Genomic DNA, 23,117 nt, shown 5'->3' with positions numbered 1-23,117 from the left:
TCTATGAACGGTGTCAACGACATGGCCGTCGGTCCGGGAGGCTTCGTGCCGCCGAATCCTGGTGGCGGCAACGCGATGGGCGACGCAGGCGGCATGCCGAATGCCTTGCGTGGTGGTAGCGGCCTCGGTGCGCAACCCGAGTCCTTCACCGCATGGCACGACGCACGGCGCCCGCATGCGGGCGACACGGCGCTCGCCGGCAACAACCCGCTGGTGGCGGCCGCCAATCCGCTGCTTGACCTGATTCCGCAGATTCGCGCCACCGGGCACCATCCCGCGCCTGCGCAGTTGCGCGAGCATCTCGTCGACGAGGTGCGCCGCTTCGAAACGCGCGCGCAGCAGGCGGGCATTTCGCCCGAAGTGATCATCGGTGCGCGCTACTGCCTGTGCACTGCGGTCGATGAGGCCGCGGCGCTCACGCCGTGGGGCGGCAGCATCTGGTCGTCGCAGAGCCTGCTGGTGATGTTCCACAACGAGACCTGGGGCGGCGAGAAGTTCTTCCAGCTGCTGTCGCGCCTGGTGCAGAACCCGCAGCAGCACCTGCACCTGATCGAGCTCATCTACTTCTGCCTGGCCATGGGTTTCGAGGGACGCTTTCGCGTCATCGACAACGGCCGCACGCAGCTTGAAACGCTCAAGCAGCGGCTGCTGCAGATCATCCGGCAGACGCGCGGCGAAATCGCCGTGCCGCTGTCGCCGCATTGGCAGGACGCGAGCGCACCCGTGCGCCGCACGCGCAACTGGCTGCCCGTGTGGGCGGTGGGCGCGGTGGCGGCGGTGCTGCTGCTCGTCGTTTTCGCGCTGCTCACCTTCAACCTTGCGGGCCATTCCGACGGCGCCTTTGCGGCCGTCAACGCGGTACGCCTGCCGCAGACCGCGCGTGCCGTGGTCATGCCAGCGCCAACGCCGCGCCTGCAGCGCTTTCTCGAACCCGAGATCCGCGACGGCCTGCTGACCGTGCGCGACGAGGCCGACCGCAGCGTGGTGGTGCTGCGCGGCGACGGCCTGTTCGCCTCGGGCTCCGACCGCGTGCTCGACCGCTATGCGCCGGTGCTCGCGCGCGTGGCCGATGCGCTCAATGCCGTGGACGGCAACGTGCTGGTCAGCGGCTTCAGCGACGACCAGCCGATCCGCAGCGTGCGCTTTCCCTCCAACTGGCAACTCTCGCAGGCCCGCGCCGACGCGGTGAAGAAAATGATCGCCACGCGCCTTGCGCGGCCCGAACGCCTGCGCGCCGAAGGCCGCGGCGATGCCGACCCGATCGTGCCCAACGACTCCGCGGCCAATCGTGCGCGCAACCGCCGCGTTGAGGTGACGCTGCTGGTGGCGCCCGTGGCCGGCGTGCCCGCCAACTCTGCGCCGCTTGCCGCTCCAGCAGCACCGCAGCCCGGAGGCACCCGCTGATGCTGCGCGCCATCTTCCGTTTTCTCATCAGCCGCGATCTGTGGGTTTTTCTGGGCCTGGTCGCGCTCGCCTTCCTGATCTGGATCATCGGCCCGGCCATTGCGGTGGGCCGCTACCGCCCGCTCGAAGACGAGATCGTGCGCATCGTGGTCATCGCGCTGATGTTCGCGATCTGGATCGCGCGCGTCATCTACCGCAAGTGGCGCGAGCGCCGGCTCAATGCACAGCTGCTCAACCAGCTGCGCACCCCTTCCAAGAAAGAGAAGGAAGCCAAGCCCGAGGACGCGCCCGAGATCAAGGAACTGCAAAGCGGCTTCACCGACGCCACGGCCATCCTGAAGAACATGCGCTTCGGCGAAGGAGCCGACGGCAAGTCCGGGGGGCGCTTCTCGCTGTTCGACCGGCAGTACCTGTACCAGCTGCCCTGGTACATCTTCATTGGCGCGCCGGGCTCGGGCAAGACCACCGCGCTGGTGAACTCCGACCTCGACTTTCCGCTGGCCGACCAGCTCGGCAAGGCTGCGGTGCGCGGCATCGGCGGTACGCGCAACTGCGACTGGTGGTTCACCAACGAAGCGGTGCTGATCGATACGGCCGGCCGCTACACCACGCACGAGAGCAACCGCGAGACCGACGAGGGCGAGTGGAAGGGCTTCATCGATCTGTTGAAGAAGTTCCGTCCGCGCCAGCCGATCAACGGTGCGATCCTCACCATCAGCATTGCCGACCTGCCGCTGGCCGACGACGCGCAGCGCGCGCGCCATGCGATGGCGCTGCGCAAGCGGCTGCTGGAGCTGCGCAACGACCTGGGCATCGACTTCCCGGTGTACGTGCTGGTCACCAAGACCGACCTGCTGGCCGGCTTCAACGAGTACTTCGGCTCGCTGGGCCGTGCAGAGCGGCAGCAGGTGTGGGGCTTTACCTTCCCCATTCAGGGCAATCCGGCGAACAAGGCCGGCAAGGGTGCGGCCCCGGTGGGCAGCGGCGACCTGCGCGAGCGCTTCCATCAGGAATACAAGCTGCTGCACCAGCGCCTCGACGAGCGCCTGCCCGAGCTGCTGGCGGCCGAGTCCGACCCGATGCGCCGCGCGCAGGCTTATCTGCTGCCGCAGCAGTTCGCGAGCTTCGAGGACATCCTCGGCACCTTCCTGGCCGACGTGTTCAACCCCTCGAAGTTCGAGGCTGCCTCGATGCTGCGCGGCGTGTACTTCACCAGCGGCACACAGGAAGGCACGGCCTTCGACCGCGTGATGGGCGCCATCAAGCGCTACCTGCAGGTCAACGCGCCGCCAGCGCCGCCGCCGGGCCCGGGCAAGAGCTACTTCCTGAAGGAACTGCTGCAGCAGGTGATCTTCCGCGACGCGGGCGTGGCCGGCACCAACCTGCGCTGGTACCGGCGCAAGCGGGCCATCGACATCGCGGGCTACAGCGCCATCGGCGTGCTGCTGGTGCTGTTCCTGGGTGCATGCGTGAACAGCTGGCGCAACAACAAGGACTACGTGGCCGAGGTCGACACCAACGCCAAGGCCTTCAACAAAGCAGCCGCGCGCGGCGAGCTGCCGACGGTGGTCGATTCGAGCGGCGACATCGCGAGCTCGCTGCTCATCCTCGACAAGCTGCGCGACCTGCCGAAGTCGAACCACTTCGACATCGGCGATCCGCCCACCTCCTACCGCTTTGGCCTCTACCAGGGCGAGAAGCTGCAGGCCGCGACCGACGGCGTATACCAGCGCGCGCTGGAGACGGTGCTGCTGCCGCAGGCCGCGCAGCGCGTCGAGCAGTCGTTGCGCGACGCCGCGAAGATCGATGCCGAATACAGCTACGAGGCGCTCAAGGCGTATCTCATGCTGTACGACGCCGAGCGCTACGACGCCGACTTCCTGCAGGCCTGGCTGCTCGCCGACGTAGACCGCAAGATCGGCGCCTCGCTTACGCGCGAGCAGCGCGCAAACCTCGAATCGCACCTGAAGGCGCTGTTCGTGGGGCGCGTACTGACCTCGCCCTTCGCGAAGGACGACCGCCTCATCATGCAGACGCGCGAGCGTCTGGCCGGCGTGCCGCTGGCACAGCGCTCGTATGCGCGGCTGCGCCGCATCCTCCTGCAGACCAGCCAGCCCAATGCCTTCACCATCGCCGAGGCGGGCGGGGCCGAGTCGGCGCTGGTCATCCGCCGTGCGAGCGGCAAGCCGCTGACCGACGGCATTCCCACGCTGTTCACCTACCGCGGCTACTGGGACATCTTCGACAAGCGCATTGCCGAGACCACGCTGTCGCTCGAGCAGGAAGACCGCTGGGTGCTGCAGATCCGCGCGCCCGGCATCGCCGACATCACCTCGCGCGAGCTGCTGCTGCGCGAAGTGCGCCGGCTCTACCTCACCGACTACATCAAGGTGTGGGACGACTACCTCGTCGACATCCGCCTGGCCGACAGCCGTTCGCTGCTGCAGAGCATCCAGATGACGCGCGTGCTCTCGACCGCGGAGTCGCCGATGTCGCGGCTCATCCGCGGCGCGGCGCGAGAGACCGACCTGCTGCGCAACCACGACGAGGCTGCGCGAAGCCTGCTCGACCAGGCGCAGAACCGCGTGCAGAGCACGCGCGAGCGCATCGAGCAGCTCATCGGCCAGCCCGATGGCAGCCAGCGTCGCAACACGCGGGTAGACCGCCCCGAGTCGCTGGTGGACAACCACTTCGAGCCGCTGCGCCGCATGGTGACCGCGCCCAAGCAGGGCGGACAGGCGCCCATCGACGCGACGGCAGCGCTCATCAACGAGCTCTACAACTACCTCACCGCCACCGACACCGCGCTGCGCAGCGGCAACATCCCGCCGACCAGCGATTCGGTCACCAAGGTGCAGGCCGAGGCCGGGCGCCTGCCGGTGCCGTTTCAGGGCATGCTGAACGACCTGTCGGCCACTGCGTCGTCGAAGGCAGCTGCGGTAACGCGGCAGAACATCGGGCAGAGCGCGGCGGCGAGCATAGGCTCGTTCTGCAACCAGGCGATTGCGGGGCGCTATCCGTTCACGCGCGGATCGAACCGCGACGTGGCCTCGGGCGACTTCGCGCAGCTGTTCGCGCCGGGCGGGATGATGGACGACTTCTTCCAGAAGAACCTCGTCACGCAGGTCGACACCTCGGTCAATCCGTGGGCCTTCAAGCGCGGCGTGGACGGCAGCGCGGCGGGGCGTTCGGCATACCTCGATTCGTTCCAGAAGGCGCAGGCCATCCGCGACGTGTTCTTCTCTGGCATGGCGGGCGGGCGCACGCCTTCATTCACCATCGACATCCGGCCGGAGGACATGGACGCGGCGCTCACGCAGTTCACGCTCGACGTCGACGGCCAGACGGTGCGCTACGCGCACGGCCCGCAGGCGCCCAGCACCATCAAGTGGCCCGGCCCGCGCAACAGCAACCAGGTGCGCCTGCAGGTGACCACGGCCAACGGCACGCCGGCCGGCGGCATCGTGACTGAAGGGCCGTGGGCGCTGCACCGGCTGTTCGACAAGGCCTCGATCTCCGCGGGCAGCTCGCCCGAATCGTTCAACGCGAGCTTCGACCTGCAGGGCAAGAAGGTGGTGCTCGCGGTGACGGCCAACAGCGTCTACAACCCGCTGCGCCTGCCGCAGATGAACGGCTTCTCCTGCCCGGGGAAATCCTGAAATGAACAGCAGCATTCCTCCCCAAGCCTGGGTGCCCGTCGACGAACAGATCGGCTGGTACGGCAAGCTGCCCGCCGCCGGCGACTTTCTCTATCGCCGCATGCCGCGCGAGCTGCAGGCCTGGTGGGACCGCTGGATGCAGAACGGCCTGGGCAGCTTCAAACGCTGGCCCGATGCGATGACGCGGCACTACGCCGTGGCGCCGGTGTGGAACTTCGCGATTCCCGCCACGCAGGGCGTGGACGCCGTGCAGTTCGGCTGCATCGCGCCGAGCTGCGACCGCGTGGGCCGCTACTACCCCGTGTGCATCACGCTGCAGGTGGCCGCGCAGAACTACCGCCCGTCGGTGCTCGAAGGCTCGGCCGCGTGGTACTGGCAGTGCGGTACCGCGCTGTTGCAGGCCATCCGCCACGGCGTGGCGCCCGACCAGTTCGACAGCCAGGTGCTGGCCGCGGGCCGCGCCGGCTTCCAGACGGCCAGTGGCGGCTCGGACGACATCCTCTCGATCCTCGGACCTACAGCCGGTGGCGCGAGCGCCCAGCAGCCCCTGGGCTGGCCAGAGCTTCCACTGTGCTTCGACCCCTTCGGCAGCACCAGCTATTGGTGGACCAACCAGGCCGACGGATCGCCGTTGCGGACCGCTGCCCATGGCGGCGGCCTCAACACACCGCTGTTTTCCAAGTTGTTTTCGCAGGGGCATGTGCCATGGGCATGAAGAAGAGCCAGACCGGCCAAGGAGGTCGTATGGGCCACAGCAGCCCCGCAGGAGGAGAAGCATGACGACGACGCACGGCATCGGAAGCTCGCCAGCCGATACGGAAGACGAACGGCCGCACCCGCTGGTCGTGAACCACCGGCTGGCCGAATTCGAACTGCTGGAGGTAATCGGCGAAGGCGGCTTCGGCATCGTCTACCGCGCCTACGACCACTCGCTGCAGCGCGAGGTGGCCATCAAGGAATACATGCCCTCGATGCTCGCGCGCCGCGTGGGTGACAACAGCGTGCATGTGCGCTCCGAGCGGCTCACGGCCACCTTCCAGGCGGGCCTGCGCAGCTTCATCAACGAGGCGCGCACGCTCGCGCAGTTCAGCCATCCGGCGCTGGTGCGTGTGCATCGCTTCTGGGAGGCCAACTCCACCGCCTACATGGCGATCCAGCTCTACAAGGGCCGCACGCTGCGCCGCCTGGCCGAGGACGAGCCGGGCAGGATCACCGAGCCCTGGCTGCTCGGCATGCTGGGGCCACTGCTGGGTGCGCTCGAGACGCTGCACCGCAGCCAGTGCTTCCACCGTGACATCGCGCCCGACAACATCTTCATCCAGCAGGACGACCTGCCGGTGCTGCTCGACTTCGGTGCGGCGCGAAAATCGATTGCCGACCTCGTCGACGAAGTGGCGGTGATGGTGAAGTCGGGCTACTCGCCCATCGAGCAATACGCCGACGACAACACGCTGCTGCAGGGCGCGTGGACCGACATGTACGCGCTGGGCGCCGTGCTGTACCGCGCGGTCACGGGCCATCCGCCGCCCTCGGCCGTGGTGCGCAGCGTGCAGGACGCCTACGTGCCCCTGTCGTCGATGGGCCGCGACGACCTGAGCCCGAGCTTTTGCGCCGCGGTCGACCACACGCTGGCCGTGCACAGCAAAGACCGCACGCAGACCGTGGCTGCCTTCGCGACCGAGCTGGGGCTTGTGAAGCTCGGCGACATCTACGTGAGCGGCATGAGCGCGCCGACGGTGATCATTCCCGCGGCGCCCGTGTCGGCGACGCCGCCGCCTCCGCCGCTGGTGCCGCAGCAGTTCTCGCCGATGTCGGCGCCGGTGCCGCTGGAGCCGATGCCGGTAGCCGCGCCCGAGCAGCCGAGAGTGGTGCCAGTGCCGGCGCCCGCACCGCGCGCCGCACCACAGGACCGCGACAAGGCCGCAGCACCAACCGCGCAAAAGAACAAGCTCAAGCGCCCGCCATGGGGCATGGTGGGCGTGCTGCTGATCGCACTCGCGGCCGTGGGCAGCTGGATCGGCCTGCGCCTGACCTCGGGCATGCAGCCGCAGGAAACCAAGACCGCAATGGTGCCGGTGCCGCCTCCGGCCGCGCCGATGTCGAGCAACACCGCACCGCCGGCGGCGATGCCACCGGCCACCACCACCGATGGCGTGCCGGCCGCGCCTGGAACGCCTGTGGCCGGCGGTAGTGCAGCAGCGCCGCTGCCCGCCGCACCGGCCAGTGCGCCCGCCGCTACGGCCACGGCGCCGCTGACACCGCTGGAGAACGTCCCGGTCGGCCCACCGGCCGCGCCGCCCGAATCCGCGCTCGCCACCGCCGAAGCCGAAGACTGGAACCTCGCGCAGACCGAGAACACGCGCGAAGGCTACGAGGCCTACCTGCGCCGCTACCGCCGCGGCGTGCATGCGCGCGAGGCGCGCAACGCAATCGCCGAAATCAACCGGCTCTCGCCGCCGTCAGTGCCTGTCGCGCCCGGCACGTTGCCGCCGGGCACCACGACGACGACCGTGGCGGGTGCAACACCCGCCGGGACGCCGGGCGCACCTGCAGCCGCTCCTGCCACACCTGCGGCGCCACCCGGCATGGGCCGCGTGGTGTTCAACGTCCGCCCCTGGGGGCAGGTGTTCGTCGACGGCGCGGACCGCGGCGTGAGCCCACCGCTCAAGTCGCTGTCGCTGCGCCCGGGCATCTACAACATCGAAGTGCGCAATGGCGATCTTGAGGTGTTCCGGCAGCGGGTGACGGTGCAGGACAGCAAGTCGGCGCCTGTGGTGAGCCACGAGTTCAAGTAGTACGGTCTGCGCCGCGGCTGGCTCCCGCGTTCATTTGGCGCCGCGCAGCGCCCGGCGGTACTGCACCGCCTCCGCCACATGCGCTGCCTGCACTGCGTCTGCGCCCTCCAGATCGGCAATCGTCCGCGCCACCTTGAGCGCGCGATGCGTGCTGCGCGCCGACCAGCCGAGCTTGTTCGCCGCGTTGAACATGAACTTGCGCGCCGTGTCGTCGAGCACGGCATGCCGGTCGATGGCAGCGCCTTGCAGCGACTGGTTGGCGTGGCCTTGCCGCCGTATCGCACGCTCGCGCGCATCGACCACGCGGGTGCGGATGCTGTCGGTCGATTCGCCCGGCGGCGCTTCGAGCAGCAGCTGCGCCGACACCGCGGGCACTTCGATGTGCAGGTCGATGCGGTCCAGCAGCGGGCCGCTGAGCTTGCCCTGGTAGCGCGAGACCTGATCCGGCGTGCAGCGGCAGGGTCTCGACGAAGAGCCCAGATAGCCGCAAGGGCAGGGGTTCATGGCGGCAATCAGTTGAAAGCGCGCGGGGAATTCGGCGCGCCGTGCGGCCCGGGCGATGGTGATGGTGCCGGTCTCCAGCGGCTCGCGCAGCGCTTCGAGGGCTGAGCGCGCGAATTCCGGAAATTCGTCGAGAAAGAGCACTCCGTGGTGCGCTCGCGAGATTTCTCCGGGCCGGGGTGGAGAGCCCCCGCCGACCAGCGCCACCGCGCTCGACGTGTGATGCGGTGAGCACGTTGGCCGGCTCATCCACCGCTCGGTCGCGAAGCGGCCGCCCAGGCTGGCCACGGCCGCGCTCTCCAGTGCCTCGTCGATGTGCATTGCCGGCAGCAGGCCCGCAAAGCGCTGCGCGAGCATCGACTTGCCCGAGCCCGGCTCGCCCACCATCAGCAAGCTGTGGCCGCCGGCTGCCGCGATTTCGAGCGCGCGCTTGGCGCCGGCGTGCCCCTTCACTTCAGACAGGTCGGCGTATTGCGGCGCAACCGCGCCCGGCGCGGCCTGGACGCGCGCCCAGCCGTCGTCGCCCAACGATTCGGGCAGTTGCGAGGCGGCATCGCTGCCTTCTGCAATGAACTGGCGCACCACATCGAGCAGGTGCTTCGCGCCATATACCTCGCCGCCCGGCACCAGTGCGGCTTCCTGTGCACTCTCCAGGGGCAGCACCAGCCGCGTGGCAACGCCGCGCGTGTGCAGTGCCAGCGCCATGGCCAGCGCACCACGAACGGGCCGCAGCTCGCCCGACAGCGACAGCTCCCCGGCGAACTCGTGGCCGGCGAGCCGGGCGTTGTCGATCTGTCCGCTGGCCGCGAGGATGCCCAGCGCAATCGGCAGATCGAAGCGCCCGGAGTCCTTCGGCAGGTCGGCCGGCGCAAGGTTCACGGTCAGTGCGGATGTAGCATGATTTTTGAGCACAGAGCGAAATCACAACAAGCTCGGTAGCTCGCGTTCGAGAACTACTGTGTTCGAGAAGGGTAGTGATGGAATTTCTAACTCTGATATGCAGTCGTGGACGACGGCAAACTCGATGGAAAACGTTGTGCCTACGGGAATATCACGTCACAAAAGATGGCTGGCTGCGCGAGTTCTTGGAGTGGCATGCCGAACGCAGTTTGGTTTCCGCGATGGCTATCCCCACGTTCGACTGCTTGAAAAAATCGCTGAACCTTCTCGCCCCCGAATCTCTATGGAAATCCGTGACCTCCATCGAAATAGAGGTACTTCGTGCAGCGGATCTCTTACAACTCTTCAGAAGGTTGGATGAGTTGGTTCATCCGCTTTCGATCGCTACTGCGACCAAAAAAAAGATTGCCTATTCACTCAGATTATTGCTGAAGCAATTCTTTATTCAGCACGAGAAATTCACCGAACCAGAGCGCCTGCATGCGGCATACAGGAGGATGCCATATCAAGAATCTCCTCCTCGTCCGCTCATCAGTGACATGGTTTCTTCAGGCAGCGCGGGAGGAAGGCCGCTAGGTGCGATTCAACATGGATCGGTGGCGGATCTGAAAAGAAAAACAAAACAGTTGCTTCGAGACGACTTGGAGGCCGTACTTAGCGCATGCGCGCTAGAAATCAAGAAATTCGAAACCCATGCCGCATGGGTCTTGAAACATCGCGAGTTGTCGCTAACCCTCACGGAAGTGGCCCTTATAGAGCATGCATTTTTGTTGAAAGGTAGCGAATCAAACACGAGATTGCTGCGCGTCAGCGACGAAAAATTATTCGCATATTACTGTCACTACGTTCACTCGCGCCCGGTAAAAAGACTACCACACCGTGATTCGTTTGCAGGTGCAGAACGTCTTTTGGAATACGCTCAAAAAATTTTCGGCACGCGAATTTATACAAGATTTCAGCATTTGCTTTATTTGCCCTACCTAGGGGATTCGAGGCTCTTGGTTGCGTGCGTTTTGACACTACAGATAAGAACCTGCTGGAACATAAGCTCTGTCCTGAGCATGAATATTGATGGCATAAAAATCCGTGGAAAGGATTATGTCATCCAGGCATTCAAGAAGAAGACTGACGACGAAACTCCGGTTGTGGTTGTTTCAACGCAGGACACTCAAGCACATTGGGCTCTGACGTTTTTGATTGCCCGGTTGGAAGAGTTGAAGAAATTCAGATGGGTTGAAAACTCGGAAAATTCGATTTGGCTTAAGGGCACGTTTTATGGGGGCGGTGGGCCAAGTGTTAAATTTTTTCCGGAGAACCAGATACTCCGAGAATTCCAGAAAAAATACGCGTTGACACCTTTTTCGTACGATCAGGTTCGTACGCAGGCACTTGCCTTGATTTATGTAGAGTCTGGGGGAGTAGAGGCGGCACGTCGCGCTGCTGGACACGTAAGCATCTCGACCACCGCCCACTATCTCGATCAGCTCCTATTGAATCGTCTAAATTCATCTTTGAATTTAGAGTTTCAGCGTCGCCTGGATTCCTCGATTCGATATATGTCGAGCTTGCCTGGTGTAGCTGCACCAAATGATATGTTTTTGGACGGGAAAACTGCCGCAGCTGAATTTTTCTCTCCCATTGGCGACGGCGCAACTTGCGTTGATCCTTCATCGCCGCCAGTGGATACGTGGTTGGAGCATGGGATGTGCGACGCGCGTCATTGTCATCAGGATGGTGGATGTAAAAATCGGGTCATACATATCGACGCGGATCGCATCCGAGAGATCGCGGAAACCACACTCTTCTATGAGAAGAACTGGCATAGATTGGCCAACGAAAATCTGCCTCTTTTTGAAGCAGCTTATGCGCCATCCCTATTGTTCAATTTTGCGTTAAGCGGCGTAATCGACAAGGGTCCCTACGGCTATCTTCTCAGAGCGGAAATGAAAAAATGGTGAATTCCAGATCGTCTCTCGCGCTCGATGCTGAGCTAGGTGTAGGCGCGCCGGTGCCAAAAAGCTTCGACTTGAACGAGATAAAACTGCGCAGCGGCTGGGTCTCCCTGGTCGACGGCGCAGTGATTCGTGTTAAACGGGATTTCAGACTGGCAGGCGGCTCCGAGTACAAGGATTTCGACCTGAGGGAATACTGGATTCCGGACGCGCCATTTGGTGCTCCCATCGCGCTTGCAGAGCGCCCGGATCTGGTATCGGTCATTCTGCAGGTGGTGGACAACCACTATTTGAGATCCGTGCCATCGAAATCGCGCGAGACATGGGTGGGTGTGCTCGTGAGTGGGATCTCGAAGCTTTTTGAGTATGGGCGATTGAACGGGCTGTATCGGCTTGAGGATTGGGTTCCTCAGCACTTCGCTAGGCTTCCACAGCTTCTTGCACGAGAAGGTTGGGCCGGTGCGTTGAAGCTCGTCGAGAGAACGAATCAGGCCCTTGACACGATGACTCTCGCCGAGGTCGAAGCTTTGGTCTCAGGCGAGCGCTACGCGGGGAAAGGGGTTTGGTCACTTCACAAAAGCTTCAATGCGTTGATCGGTACCACCCTTCGGTCGAAGGAACTCGCGCTTGCCCGGTTGGTAATTGCGAGGCGCTTGGTGCGGCCCGGCGAGAGCATCAACCCTGCGTTCGTCGAAGCGGAGCGTATCAACGCAGTTCCGCGCTCGTCTGCCACGCTTAGTGGAAGCTTGCGCGTCATCAACATGTTGGCAGAGATAGACCAGGGCGGCCTTAAATTTTTGCCTTTTACTTCGCCAGAAGCACTGGCTGATCGTGTCACTCGCATTCCAGCCCAGCGAACTGGATCCATTGCGCCCGACGAACTGGCGGAGCTCCTGAAGACCGCTTTCTGGTGGGTCTACACAGTCGGCCCGCCACTCATCCAGATGCTGGAAGAAACGCTGATCTGGCATCAGTGCAATCCCGGGAACAGGGACCTTCGGGGAGCCGGACTGGCTTTCGATGCGGTCCCCAGTCGAGCTCTCCTTGAAATGGAGCTGGGAAGCAAGGTGGGGATTCGCCGCGGCAGAAAATCAACCGATATACCCTTGGTCGGAATCGTCGATCGTTATCACACCGCTGCTTTCATCATCATCGCAGCGATGAACGGTCGCCGAAAGGACGAAATCCAGCATTCATACATCGGTCTTCATGCAGGTGCACTGAGCCAGGTCGTCGGTTGCGTGGACGTACATGTCTGTCAGTTCTATATTGAGAAGACCGTCCGGGACTATGTTCCGTTTTTTGTCAATCAGGCTACACGCGATGCGGTCGCGGGGTTGAAGCGGGTGAGTGACGTCGCAAGGCAACTCGCCAGACTCGACGGTAATCCGGCCGAGGGACCGCTTCCTCAGGACAACACGTTGTTCTGCATGCCCTTCTTGCTTCCATTGGCTGGAGCGAAACTCAGACGGTTCCGATTTGCCAAGCCGCCGAAAGGAGGGGCGACCCCGGGCAGGGATTTTGTCCTGAGCGATGGTTCACCATTGAAGGCGCACATGCTGCGGCGAGCCTACGCGCTGCTCTATCACTACAGGTATGAGAACGCCACGCTGATTAGTCTTGCGCAACAGCTGCAACACCGCGACCTTGAGATGACGAGGCACTATGTGACCGACGCATGGACCACGCCGTTCGGCGCACGCGGAGTGGAGCGGTACGGACGCCTCACGCCTGCCCACCGGGCCGCCATCGAAGACGACCGGCGGGCTCTTGACGAAGACGTCCGGCAGGTCGGCGTAGAAAAGCTTCATGCCTTTGTCGCCAGCGTTGTCGACGGGCGCGCCACGTACTCTGGGGGCTACAGCCGCCTGGTTCAGCGATTTCATCAGAACCTCAAGCTGGGCCTTCACTATGCAAGCCTGAACAACGCAACGCAGAGCAAGGTGTTGGCCGATGTCCTCGTGGAGCGAGGTCAATTGCCACTGCCGTTCGGTCATGGAACCTGTATGGCGGGAAGTTCTCGCTCAAGTCTGAAAGGCAAATGCTATTCCGACCAAGAAATGGGACTTGATCGAAGCCGTGCCTCCCCTCAGACTTGCGCAACCTGTAGCTATCACGTCGTCACGCAATCACATGTGATCCAACTGGAGCACGCCCTGTCGAACCTTCAAGGGGAGAAAAACCAGAACGCGAGCGCCAATGTCCTGACCAAGCGGCGAGAGGCAGAGATCAGAGTCATCGCCAAGCTGATCGAACTGCACAAAATCAAACTCGGTGGCTGAGCACCGTTTCTACGAGTACACGCCATGAGTCAACCCATTGCGACGCGTCCTCTGAAACCACGTATCGCCGCGGAAAATGCGGATAAGGCGAAGCGCAACATTGAAGCAAAAATATCGCTTCTCAAGAAGGCCATCGCCGCTGTGCAAGCGCCGAAGCAATCTTGTAGCGGCACGGACCTCGAGCTCATCCATCATGCGATGACTGCAAACCAGATTCCGACGACCGTCCGTCAGTTCAACGCTTGGTGCTCCGAGCACATGAGCGCGGGCATGGGTGCCGTTTATCCAGGGATTCTTCGCAATGCGCAGGCAACCCTTAAGCGCCATCCAGTGCTCTTGGCCTCCACGCAGGAGGCGATAGCTGCAATCCGTAGCCATGCCAAGCGCAAGCCGACCGCAAGCAAGCTCGGAGCACTGGAGGATCTTCGTCGAAAAATGAGGCTGCTTGTGGTGATACGGCGTATCGCGGAACGAGAACTGGCAAGCAACCTGTTTGCTTCTGAAGATCTCAAGTCTCAACTTATTGCGTCAGAGGCACGATACGCCGCCTTGGAAAGAGAGATCGTCGAATCACGCGTGCGACACCGCGACGAGGTCGCGCAACTGAGAAAATCAAACGCCGATTTGACCAAGATGCTCACCGCGGTAACGCCGCTCAGGCCTTCGTCAGATGACGGCCAGTAACCCAATCCTGGTCTCGGCTGTTGATGTCGGCGGCCGATCCACTGTACTGGTGTACGACCTCTCTCGGGGACAGGTGATTCGCGAGTTGACCGACTACGCTATCCACATGGCGGATCAGGAGCAACTGACCGGTCTGACGATCTCGAAAAGGATCGGTCAGCTGGTGCAGTTCTGGAGATACCTGAGTATCGAGGGGGTGAGCTCCCAGGAGGTGGCTGACCGGCATCTCATTGCCTTCCGGGATCGCGAGTTGGAATCGGTGCTCAAAAAAGGATCGGCGTTGGGTAGCCTCGCGCCGGCGCGAAGGACAGTAAACGACAAGCTTGTCGCGGTACTTTCGTGGCTGGCCTGGCAGCATAAGCGAGGAATGATCACAGCACCTAAGGTCACTTCGTTGATTGAACGTGGGCGAGTTCCGCAGCGCGCGAAGTATCGCGGCTCGCACGCGGCAGCGACACTCAAGTCGAAGTCGAACGTCCTCTTCCGAAGTGTCGGCAGCGCCTCCAAGCACAAGACCAGCTTCGTCGCATCACAGGAGACCTTCGACGCCGTGCAGAGGTACTTTTTCGAGTCGACATCCAATGCATATGTCGCGCACAGGAACGCCCTGATCGTCGAGATTGCCAACTCGGTGGGGTTCAGGCGAGCTTCCATCAACTCGTTGACGGTCGATCAGTTTGATCGCTTGATGCTTGAGAGCACGCGTGATCCTGTGGTTCTGATTCGGCCTCGCTCGCAAAAGTTTGGGTACGAAACCGACTTCCCTTTTCCTGTCTGGCTCGGACTGAGGATCTGCGACTTCTGTGACCAGTACAGGCCGCTTAGCTGCGGCAAAGCCAAAATCACCTGCAGCGAGATCTTTCTGTCTGCGAGAAATGGAAAGCCTATGACCGATCGCGCCATTTCTCAGATCGTGAGCCGCGCGATGCGCAATGCGGGCGCGCCGAGGCGTTCGTCCCTGCACACCTTTCGGGCGAAGTTTGCCAACGATCTGATCAATCAGGAACTGGAGATTCGACAAGCCCGAGGGATGGACACTAGCTCAGCTTCCATCGCCGCTGCGGTGGCGCTTCGCATGGGGCATCGGAATTCGGATTCGCTGTATGCCTATGTCTCCGCAGCGCAGTCCCTGAGCGCATTGACCCCTCGTTCCAAGGAGGCCGAGTTGATCGAAAGTCTCCAGGACAAACTCGATTCTGAGCGGGAGAAAGTCGAGTTTCTCCGCCGCCAGTTGTATGCGAGAAACAAGAAGGATGTTTCCTGAGGATTGTGGCGCAGTTGCCTCGGAGGAATCTTCCACGTTGTGCTCGATTGCACTGCATCCTCCGGTGGTGCGCCGCAGTGTGCAGCCCGCGTGCGGGTTCGTAAGCGCGCAGCCGCGACCGAAGGAGTGACTAGCGAAACACGGGTATCCCCTGTGTTCATGCAGCGGCTATTTCAGACTGCCAAATCGAATGCTACAGTCGCCGACGGGTCGAAGGAGTACACATGGTTTACGTAGACGACGCCAAGGTTCCGAGGCACGGATATTTGTGGTGCCACCTTCTCGCGGACGGGCTCGCTGAGCTTCATGAGTTTGCCTCGCTTATCGGGGTATCGAAGCGAGCCTTTCACCGCGGTGCGCGGCATCCTCACTATGACATTACGCTTCGGCAACGCCAGTTGGCATTAAGGGAGGGGGCACAGGCTGTGACGGCGAGAGAGGCCGTTCGTGTTGCGCGTCGGATGCTGGCTGAACAAGTTGAGCAGTACAGACTCTTTGCGTAGGTATGGCCACTGACTATGCGCATCGTTTGACTATGCCGCATTGGGAGAACGATGTGTGTGTCGCGGGATTCGGGGAATACGTCTGGGTTGGTTGTCGGAAAATACTCGTGAGGAATGCATGTACATCTCGCATGAAACGCTTGACGATCTGATGCGTGACGTATTAGAGCGGCTTCTCGAAGATAAGACAGTCATCAAAGCTTCCCGCGGGGACTTCAGAGAGATCTTCGGCGGTTGCCTACATTTGAGAAATCCGCGAGCCAGGCTTAGCCGTAGCGAAGGCAAGGGCAAGCTTTTTAGCGCGCTTGGCGAGCTGTTTTGGTACCTTTCGGGCGATACCAAGCTGGACTTCATCGACTACTACGTGCCGGGGCGCTTCCAAGAGGAGTCCGACGACCAGGTGCGAGTGCGTAGTGGGTACGGTGAGCGCCTTTCTTCCTTCCGTAAGCTAAATCAGCTTCAAAACGTCATCAATTTACTCAACGACAAGAAGACTTCGAGGCGTGCCGTCATACAGCTGTTCGATGCATCTGACTTGGTTGGATCGTTTGCCTCTATACCTTGCACATGCACGCTGCAGTTCTTAGCGCGCGATGGACGCTTGCATATGTTCGTTGCAATGCGGTCTAACGATGCCTACCTCGGGCTGCCACATGATGTGTTTTCATTCACCATGCTGCAGGAGTTGGTAGCGCGATCAACCGATCTGGAAATCGGAGAGTACAAGCACTGTGCAGGTAGTCTCCATCTGTACGAAAAGCACAATGATCTGGCGATCGCTTACCTCAATGAAGGATTGCAGTCCACCATCTCAATGCCTCCCATGCCAAAGGGTGATCCGTGGGATAGCGTTCGTGAACTCCAGAAGGTCGAAGAGAAGATTCGTAGCGGAGAGAACGTCGATGTCGAGCAAGTGCCGCTCGTTGGCTATTGGAAAGACCTCGGGCGACTGTTTGCCGCGTACCGTGCGTCAAAGGCGAAAAATTTGGCAGAGTTGACAGCGTTGATGGGGGCTATGGATTCAGATGTCTACAAGATGTTTATTCAACCTCGAGTCGACCGCTTGGCCCACCCGGAACTGAACACAGCAGGGGGGGCTTCGCGTTGAGCTCCACCGCTCTCATGCGTGAGGTGAACACCCTCATCGGACTCTTGCATGCGGGTGAGCCGGTCGCCTTTGGCGCTATTCCATGGGCTTCGCCGGTGGTCTCTTTCGGGAATCCCGCGAACAGTAAGGTCGCTACGCTCGGATTGAACCCCAGCAATTTGGAGTTTTCGGACGGCAGCGGGAATCAGCTGCAGGCCCCGTACCACCGATTCGAGTCTCTCACCACCTTGCAAGTTCGCGACTGGAGCGAAGTTGCGGCGCAAGGCATTCAGCGGGTCTGGCAAGCGTGTGAAGACTATTTCTACCGAAACCCATATGACCAATGGTTCAAGCGTTTGGAGAAGGTGCTTGTCGGTACTGGGGCGACGTACTATTCCCGTATAGGCGAGCAGGCATGCCACCTCGATCTTGTTCCCTTCGCGACGGCTGAGAAGTGGTCTTCATTGACCGCAGCACATAGAGCGGGATTGATCGAGCTTGGGATACCGTCGTTGGTTCGAACCGTTAAGGCGTCCGACATACGCGTTCTCGTCCTAAATGGAAGCACCGTGGTTCGGGAGTTCAGTCGGCTGTTGAATGGCCAAGTACTCGATTCTCACGAGATGCCATCTTGGGCTCTTCAAGGCGGGCGCGTCGCCGGCGTCTCTCACGTCGGACGGGTCTCAGAGTTGAACGGCATTGCGCTGGACAGAGAGCTTCTGGTGCTCGGATACAACCACAATATTCAGAGCAGCTTCGGTGTCACCACTGATGTTGTCTCGCGCATTGCCACCTGGGTGGCCCGCAGCTCAGCTGGAGTTATTGCATGAGGCCACACGAAGCCCAACGTCGTCAACAGCTCGTACAGGGGCTGCGGGCGTGCCATCAGAACGAGTTCTCGCTCCCAGGCGCGCAAAACCCCGTCCAGCGCGACGTACTGGTGCGCCAGATCATCGACAGTATTCGCCGAGTGAGTTTTGTACCGACAATTGCCAACCGTGACATTCATCCCGATCGAGCTGATGGCCTCAGCGAGATGTTCGACCCAATCCGGGCAGCGGTCTTCCATTTTCAAGCGGGACGCTTCGACGAAGCATGCTGGTTGGCATTTCTGTTTGTGCACTTTGGGCGCCATCCCGTAGCTGGGTATCGCTACACCCGTGAGTTCTACAGTGCCTTGGGGCAGCGTGAGCCATGGACCTTTGCTGCAGTGGTAGCCGATACCCAAGGTATGCGAAATTGGCTGAACCAGAACGAGGATCACTTGCGCCGTGGCAGCAACCGGGGCTTCGGGAACCATCGAAAGTATTTGAGCTTGTCAGGCTCAAAGAAAAATGGAACTGGTGACGCGTTCGAAACCTACGTGCAATGGATCCGCGCGTACGGTAACCATGACAACCTGTTTGCCATCGCACTTCTGGAGTCAGGCAATTCGCCAGAGCAGGCATTCGAGTGGCTGTATCGATCGATGGGGTCCGTTGCCTCGTTTGGGCGGATCGGAAAATTCGACTATCTGACTATGTTGCAGAAGCTCGGATTTGCAAACGTTCGGCCAGGACGTCCCTATCTCGACGCAAACACGAATGGTCCGAATAAGGGCGCACGGCTGCTACTTGAGAGTGGTCAGGCGCTGACCATCGCTGAACTTGAACGTCGGATCCAAGTGCTAGGGCGGTATCTCGATGTCGGGATGCAGGAAATGGAAGATTCCCTGTGCAACTGGGGTAAGGACACGAGTGTCTACACGCACTTCAAAGGCTAGTCATCGATCAGGCCCAAGCGTAACGTGTCTTCATATAGTTGAAGTGGTGGTACGGAACACGTCCTCTTTCCTGCAACTGCCCAACAACTATGCCTGGAGCAATCCCTGCTTTTCGAGCTAGGCGGGCGATGTCGAATCTTGAGTTGCTAACTTTATCGAGAGCATCAACCCCCGTCCTGGCGAAAATCGTGGACAAGGCAAAGGCGTCCGCTTCGGCCTCGGCTTTGGAATTTCGCTCCTCAAGCCCTTCCAAAAACATGTCTTCATGGGCATGCAATAGCAGATGTCCGATCTCGTGGAAGACGGTGAACCAGAACTGGTCATCTGCAAGATAGCGGAAGCTGAGCTGAATAAGAGCTTTGTCTGGACTCAGAAATCGAGTGGCCCCGCTTGCGCGACAACCTTCGGGAGCACGAGCGACCACTGTCGCCACACCGCAACCAGCCAACAACCGTTCAAGCTCAGGCAAGAACACGGCGGGATTTGGCTCTCTAGTCAGCGTGCGAATAGCGTCAAGCGAGTCATGAAGACTTTCGTCGTTCCAAGGCTCGCAATCGATCGCCGCCGCTGCAATTTCGCCTTGTCGCAGCCAGGCCGCAACGGCAGAAGGGCGCGTCGAAAAGGTGGCACTTGTGCGATAGGCCGCAGCCGCTCGAAGGCCCTGGTACTTCCGCTCAAACGTTTCCGACGTCGTGACACCGAAGAACGCGCACGCATTCAGCGCGGTTTCGCGTGCCGATGCGCCTTGCTCGATCCAACCGAAACGCACCATGTCTTTCATTGGGAGGTCATCGAGCCACTTCTCAGTATCGGTGGCGGTGGCCGCATCACACAGTCGCCGAAGGTCGGCGCGATAAAGTTCCTCACGGCGCAGCCAGAACGACGGGCTCGCGCCTAAAGCACGAGACAAGCAATCCGCCCAGTCGGCCGTCAAAGGCTCGACCCCAAAAAGCAGGCGCGAAACGCTTTGCACGTCCTTTTCGACTACCTGTGCCAATTCGCTCACAGGAAGACTGCGTTCCTGCAAAAGGTCAAGCACTGTGGCACCTGGCGGCGACGTCCACTTTGGCTCGAACGTGTTCATGTGCGTCATTTTACGCCTCCAGAGCTACGACCTTGACGCGGCGCACCCAACCCCAGTCGGTTTCGCCGGCGGCGTTGTTTCGTGGTGGTGTGTGATTCGGGAGCACCACCAAAGAGCGGCCATCTGCGAGTTCCAAACGATAGCAATCCATGTTCTGGAATTTGTCCATCCGCGGCTTCCCCGCCGGCACATCGTGCATGGAGTCCGCCGCACGAATGTCCGAAAGGCGGTGCTTCAAAGATTCGGCCGCCGCCGGCCCCAGCGAATGAGAGGCAAGCGTCTCGTCTTCGCATAAGTCGCGCAATTCCTTCGTTTCAAAGTTGATTTCCAAGGTCTTGCGCAGAAGCAGTGGTTATCGCTGGATTATGCCTTTGGACAATCTGCGAGGAGGCAATTCCAGAAGACAGTTTTGAGTAGAGATGCCGTATGCGTTGGCTTCCGAAGTTTGATCCAAGGCTGGCCGTTCCGCCGAAGTGCGCGCTGAGCGTCTAAGTGGCATCGTTGGAACGATATAGGACATCGAAGTACTGGCGAGACAGGGAACTCAAATTGCCGTTTCACGCAGAGGGCGACCGATCTTGCGAGCGAGATCAAAGCTATAGACATGCTCGCGCGCAGAACGCCTGCAGCGACCCACAATCCGTCCCGGAAAGTCCTTGCTGCCATCGAACAGTTCTACGCTCCCATTGCATATGGGACAGGTAGAGGAATAACGGACGAATACCAGCGCGCCGACGCTGTCTTCGGTCGAAGGTCGGAGCTCTAGCGTTACGTTGTCCTTGGACAAGGGCGTTAGCAACGTCGGCGCCATCACGATCCGAAGCTCAAAAAGCTCGCCGAAGAAACGAAACAGCGAGACGACGCTGACCACCAGCATCAGAACAACGAACGCGACACTGAGATCGGCAGGGCTGAGGGGCCGGGATATCCGAACGCTGAAATAGAGCAAGAGCCAGGTCAGAATCATCACGCCAATCAATGTCGACATGACGGCAAGCATGATCGACCACCGGGTCATAGCGGACCAACGGATAACGCCCGCGCGCAGTGCCTTGTTCAGAAAGGCACCAGGGGCAGCAACACTCTCCGGCGTGTAGTAGATCCCACCCTTCGGGATCTCCGGGACCGGTTCGGGCATCGTCTCATCAGGAATGGGATCGGCATGGATTCGGTAAACAGATGGGTTGCCCAGGAGTTTTTCGAGCCGCGGGATGAATGCCATACCCTCCCGACGGGCCACTTCGACCATGCCTTCGTGCCATTCCTTCTCCTCGTCGACCAGCCGGGACCAGTGGGGGCTGAGCCAAGCACTGGGCTCTTTGGACGTGTCCGGGGCGACGCCGGTTTTGAGATTCAGCGTCGTGATGTCTGTCGGCTTTCCCTCCCTCACGCGTGCGATTGTTTGGATCGCTAGCTCCTTGAGCACCTGGAACGCCTTGTGTCGAACTGCCAATTGGGTGTTCTCAAGGTAAGCGAGCACTACCGCCGCAGCCTGCGCCTGCGGGTGAGGAGAGGCCTCCGAGGATGGGGCTGGGAGGGTTTCGGACTGCACGGCGATCGTCATGGTGTTGAGCATACGGCGCTCAAACACCTCAAGGACCCCTCATGGCATCAAAGGCTTTCAGACATTCGCGCAGACGGCATTGGGCCCAACGAACGCAAAGGAGTCGCAGACCGCGCGATCCACAGGGCACCCCGCACGAGCGCGCGATTCGACGCCTTTCAATGGAGCTGAAGGCGCGCGAAGGGCTGATGGGCCTGTTCCACGCTGGAGTGACTTGGCGAGCCTTCGCCTGCCTCGTGAGCCTGACCGCATCGATTACGGTGGAGACCGAAAAGTCCCTCAAGATCGGACGCAGCAGGTTCGTGCCCGACTTGATCGTGAGGTGTGTGCGTACGCATCGGATCTTGCTGGTAGTCGAGGTATGGCACACGCACACAGTCAGTGCCAAAAAGAAGGCGGCCTATCAAGCGGCTGGATTTCCATGGGTCGAAGTGCGCTCTTGGCACGTGATTTCACGAGTTCGTCGACAACCACTTCCTGTTCTAGACTGGGCTGGTTCAAGCCTGCCCCGACCGCCTCAACAACATTCGCTGTTTAACGCTGAGGGTGACTGGGCATTTGATCATCGACGCCATCCGACGCTTGATGAATCCACTAAAGAGTCCGGATTCATCGTTGGACGACCTCTGACTTCGCAAGAACGCGAGACCTTCAGCCGGTATCGTGAGTCGATACGACTTGGCCGCCGATTTGATCCAGTCTGAAGTGAGCTCAATCGCTTCAGCCGTCCGACCCAGAATTCCCGGCAAGGTCGAATCTGAATCGCTGACGCGCCTCAATTTAAGCGAGCTCGGCAGCGTCGTTGTTGCAGAAAACCTGCGCTGCCAGCCTTCAATCACTAGCTATGGCCAGTACCGCTTCCTTCTGACTAAGATTTCTGACAGCAGCCAAGTTCTTGAGCTGAGCGGTACGCGGTCTTGCCTTGCCCTGCTCCCAGTGGTAAATCGTCTGACCGGAGACGCCCACGAGCTTGCCGTAGCTTGCAGCCGAGAGGCCAAGCTTGTTGCGGTGGGCCGCCAGGCGAATTGCACTGAATCGCCGCTTCGGCTCCGTCACACTTTCATCAGGCGCATTCGCTCCAGCACGTCGTGTGGAGTTCTTAGACGCACGCCTCAGTTCCTTTTCCAACGCATTCACCTGCCGGCGCAGTTCAGCGATCGAGGAGCGATAGTTTGCGGATGCCTTTTTGAGAGTCTCGATTTCCGCGCGAACTTCTTTTCGGGCTACGCGCGAGATTTCGGCCTTGAGGATAGATGCAATATTTGGCATGGCACGCATTGTGCCCATCACCAGGATACCGGCTCTGTAGCGATTTGCTTCCATCGACTATTGCCGGGTCGCCTTGAACAAGACGAGTGCCTCGATTTTTGCCGGAGGCTCTTGATCGTCATCATCTCTCGCTCGGTCGTTCGGCCAAACCGTGCGTGACCGAGGCGGTCAGCGCTGCTGCCAGCGATGCGACAACAATTCGTCGATACGGCTAGGCGGCTGCATGGGCAAGCGCACGAACAAGTCCTTCAGAAAAGCGTACGGGTCGAGTTCATTGAGCTGGGCCGACTGGATCAAGCTCATGACGGCTGCGGCGCGTTGACCGGCACGAGGGCTTCCGGCGAGCAGCAGCTGTCACGACCTACGGCAATCGGTCAGATCGCCGTGCCGCGGCTGGGCGTAGCTGA

Annotated in this window: 17 protein-coding genes and 2 pseudogenes; 13 read left to right on the top strand and 6 right to left on the bottom strand. The window is 61.0% G+C overall.

The window, feature by feature from the left end:
- Positions 1-3 precede the first annotated feature (3 nt).
- The 4 genes from ACSFBF_RS25280 (at position 4) to ACSFBF_RS25265 (ending at position 7,858) form a co-directional block, all read left to right on the top strand.
- Positions 4-1,404, top strand: a complete 1,401-nt coding sequence (locus ACSFBF_RS25280; protein ID WP_435471812.1) for a DotU family type VI secretion system protein — start codon at positions 4-6, stop codon at positions 1,402-1,404.
- On the top strand, positions 1,404-5,063 hold the full coding sequence (tssM, locus tag ACSFBF_RS25275) for a type VI secretion system membrane subunit TssM (RefSeq protein ID WP_435471810.1): 3,660 nt from the start codon (positions 1,404-1,406) through the stop codon (positions 5,061-5,063). Before ACSFBF_RS25280 ends, tssM begins: the two co-directional genes overlap by 1 nt.
- A 1-nt stretch (position 5,064) precedes the next feature.
- Positions 5,065-5,778, top strand: a complete 714-nt coding sequence (tagF, locus tag ACSFBF_RS25270; protein WP_435471808.1) for a type VI secretion system-associated protein TagF — start codon at positions 5,065-5,067, stop codon at positions 5,776-5,778.
- Positions 5,779-5,839: 61 nt separating this feature from the next.
- Entirely contained in the window at positions 5,840-7,858 is a 2,019-nt protein-coding gene (locus tag ACSFBF_RS25265) for a serine/threonine-protein kinase (RefSeq protein WP_435471806.1), read from the top strand.
- 30 nt (positions 7,859-7,888) lie between these two features.
- On the opposite strand, the pseudogene ACSFBF_RS25260 reads toward ACSFBF_RS25265, so the two are convergent.
- A pseudogene (locus ACSFBF_RS25260) lies at positions 7,889-9,244 on the bottom strand (YifB family Mg chelatase-like AAA ATPase); the annotation flags it as partial.
- Positions 9,245-9,480: 236 nt separating this feature from the next.
- Here ACSFBF_RS25260 and ACSFBF_RS25255 point away from each other — a divergent pair.
- The 8 genes from ACSFBF_RS25255 (at position 9,481) to ACSFBF_RS25220 (ending at position 18,793) form a co-directional block, all read left to right on the top strand.
- Positions 9,481-11,217, top strand: a complete 1,737-nt coding sequence (locus ACSFBF_RS25255; protein ID WP_435471804.1) for a hypothetical protein — start codon at positions 9,481-9,483, stop codon at positions 11,215-11,217.
- The gene (locus tag ACSFBF_RS25250) at positions 11,211-13,493 is read left to right on the top strand and encodes a hypothetical protein (RefSeq protein WP_435471802.1); all 2,283 of its coding nucleotides are present in this window, start codon (positions 11,211-11,213) and stop codon (positions 13,491-13,493) included. The genes ACSFBF_RS25255 and ACSFBF_RS25250 overlap by 7 nt, the downstream gene beginning before the upstream one ends.
- Before the next feature lie 24 nt (positions 13,494-13,517).
- Positions 13,518-14,177, top strand: a complete 660-nt coding sequence (locus tag ACSFBF_RS25245) for a hypothetical protein (RefSeq protein ID WP_435471801.1) — start codon at positions 13,518-13,520, stop codon at positions 14,175-14,177.
- Positions 14,164-15,441 carry a tyrosine-type recombinase/integrase gene (locus tag ACSFBF_RS25240; RefSeq protein ID WP_435471799.1) on the top strand — a complete coding sequence of 426 codons (1,278 nt, stop codon included), beginning with the start codon at positions 14,164-14,166 and terminating at the stop codon, positions 15,439-15,441. Before ACSFBF_RS25245 ends, ACSFBF_RS25240 begins: the two co-directional genes overlap by 14 nt.
- A 224-nt stretch (positions 15,442-15,665) precedes the next feature.
- The gene (locus ACSFBF_RS25235; protein ID WP_435471797.1) at positions 15,666-15,944 is read left to right on the top strand and encodes a DUF4031 domain-containing protein; all 279 of its coding nucleotides are present in this window, start codon (positions 15,666-15,668) and stop codon (positions 15,942-15,944) included.
- 118 nt (positions 15,945-16,062) lie between these two features.
- On the top strand, positions 16,063-17,052 hold the full coding sequence (locus tag ACSFBF_RS25230) for a thymidylate synthase (protein WP_435471795.1): 990 nt from the start codon (positions 16,063-16,065) through the stop codon (positions 17,050-17,052).
- A gap of 23 nt (positions 17,053-17,075) precedes the next feature.
- A complete protein-coding gene (locus ACSFBF_RS25225; RefSeq protein ID WP_435471793.1) occupies positions 17,076-17,861 on the top strand; it encodes a hypothetical protein in 786 nt (261 codons plus the stop codon).
- On the top strand, positions 17,858-18,793 hold the full coding sequence (locus ACSFBF_RS25220; protein WP_435471791.1) for an alpha-glutamyl/putrescinyl thymine pyrophosphorylase clade 3 protein: 936 nt from the start codon (positions 17,858-17,860) through the stop codon (positions 18,791-18,793). Before ACSFBF_RS25225 ends, ACSFBF_RS25220 begins: the two co-directional genes overlap by 4 nt.
- 7 nt (positions 18,794-18,800) lie before the next feature.
- Here the strand turns inward: ACSFBF_RS25220 and ACSFBF_RS25215 are convergent, their stop codons facing one another.
- The 3 genes from ACSFBF_RS25215 to ACSFBF_RS25205 form a co-directional block, all read right to left on the bottom strand.
- On the bottom strand, positions 18,801-19,886 hold the full coding sequence (locus ACSFBF_RS25215) for an ImmA/IrrE family metallo-endopeptidase (RefSeq protein WP_435471789.1): 1,086 nt from the start codon (positions 19,884-19,886) through the stop codon (positions 18,801-18,803).
- Position 19,887: 1 nt separating this feature from the next.
- Positions 19,888-20,208, bottom strand: a complete 321-nt coding sequence (locus tag ACSFBF_RS25210; RefSeq protein WP_435471787.1) for a hypothetical protein — start codon at positions 20,206-20,208, stop codon at positions 19,888-19,890.
- Positions 20,209-20,421: 213 nt separating this feature from the next.
- A complete protein-coding gene (locus ACSFBF_RS25205; protein WP_435471785.1) occupies positions 20,422-21,441 on the bottom strand; it encodes a hypothetical protein in 1,020 nt (339 codons plus the stop codon).
- Positions 21,442-21,602: 161 nt separating this feature from the next.
- Between ACSFBF_RS25205 and ACSFBF_RS25200 the strand changes: the two genes are divergently transcribed.
- Positions 21,603-22,145 (top strand): hypothetical protein, encoded by a 543-nt coding sequence (locus ACSFBF_RS25200; protein WP_435471783.1) that lies wholly within the window; start codon positions 21,603-21,605, stop codon positions 22,143-22,145.
- A 127-nt stretch (positions 22,146-22,272) separates the two neighbouring features.
- Here ACSFBF_RS25200 and ACSFBF_RS25195 read toward each other — a convergent pair whose 3' ends face one another.
- Complete coding sequence (locus ACSFBF_RS25195; protein WP_435471848.1) at positions 22,273-22,710, bottom strand: helix-turn-helix domain-containing protein; 438 nt, start codon at positions 22,708-22,710, stop codon at positions 22,273-22,275.
- A gap of 168 nt (positions 22,711-22,878) precedes the next feature.
- Positions 22,879-23,058: pseudogene (locus tag ACSFBF_RS25190) on the bottom strand (transposase domain-containing protein); the annotation flags it as partial.
- Positions 23,059-23,117 lie beyond the last annotated feature (59 nt).

The organism is Variovorax nivicola (genome assembly GCF_051216475.1).
Lineage (GTDB): Bacteria > Pseudomonadota > Gammaproteobacteria > Burkholderiales > Burkholderiaceae_C > Variovorax.
Note: the sequence above shows the minus strand (reverse complement) of the source record. Positions and strands in the feature narration are given on the sequence as shown.

Coding starts and splice junctions, on each gene's coding strand:
- ACSFBF_RS25280 (WP_435471812.1), top strand. CDS start 4: ATGAACGGTGTCAACGACATGGCCGTCGGTCCGGGAGGCTTCGTGCCG.
- tssM (WP_435471810.1), top strand. CDS start 1,404: ATGCTGCGCGCCATCTTCCGTTTTCTCATCAGCCGCGATCTGTGGGTT.
- tagF (WP_435471808.1), top strand. CDS start 5,065: ATGAACAGCAGCATTCCTCCCCAAGCCTGGGTGCCCGTCGACGAACAG.
- ACSFBF_RS25265 (WP_435471806.1), top strand. CDS start 5,840: ATGACGACGACGCACGGCATCGGAAGCTCGCCAGCCGATACGGAAGAC.
- ACSFBF_RS25255 (WP_435471804.1), top strand. CDS start 9,481: ATGGCTATCCCCACGTTCGACTGCTTGAAAAAATCGCTGAACCTTCTC.
- ACSFBF_RS25250 (WP_435471802.1), top strand. CDS start 11,211: ATGGTGAATTCCAGATCGTCTCTCGCGCTCGATGCTGAGCTAGGTGTA.
- ACSFBF_RS25245 (WP_435471801.1), top strand. CDS start 13,518: ATGAGTCAACCCATTGCGACGCGTCCTCTGAAACCACGTATCGCCGCG.
- ACSFBF_RS25240 (WP_435471799.1), top strand. CDS start 14,164: ATGACGGCCAGTAACCCAATCCTGGTCTCGGCTGTTGATGTCGGCGGC.
- ACSFBF_RS25235 (WP_435471797.1), top strand. CDS start 15,666: ATGGTTTACGTAGACGACGCCAAGGTTCCGAGGCACGGATATTTGTGG.
- ACSFBF_RS25230 (WP_435471795.1), top strand. CDS start 16,063: ATGTACATCTCGCATGAAACGCTTGACGATCTGATGCGTGACGTATTA.
- ACSFBF_RS25220 (WP_435471791.1), top strand. CDS start 17,858: ATGAGGCCACACGAAGCCCAACGTCGTCAACAGCTCGTACAGGGGCTG.
- ACSFBF_RS25215 (WP_435471789.1), bottom strand. CDS start 19,886: ATGACGCACATGAACACGTTCGAGCCAAAGTGGACGTCGCCGCCAGGT.
- ACSFBF_RS25205 (WP_435471785.1), bottom strand. CDS start 21,441: ATGACGATCGCCGTGCAGTCCGAAACCCTCCCAGCCCCATCCTCGGAG.
- ACSFBF_RS25200 (WP_435471783.1), top strand. CDS start 21,603: ATGGAGCTGAAGGCGCGCGAAGGGCTGATGGGCCTGTTCCACGCTGGA.
- ACSFBF_RS25195 (WP_435471848.1), bottom strand. CDS start 22,710: ATGCCAAATATTGCATCTATCCTCAAGGCCGAAATCTCGCGCGTAGCC.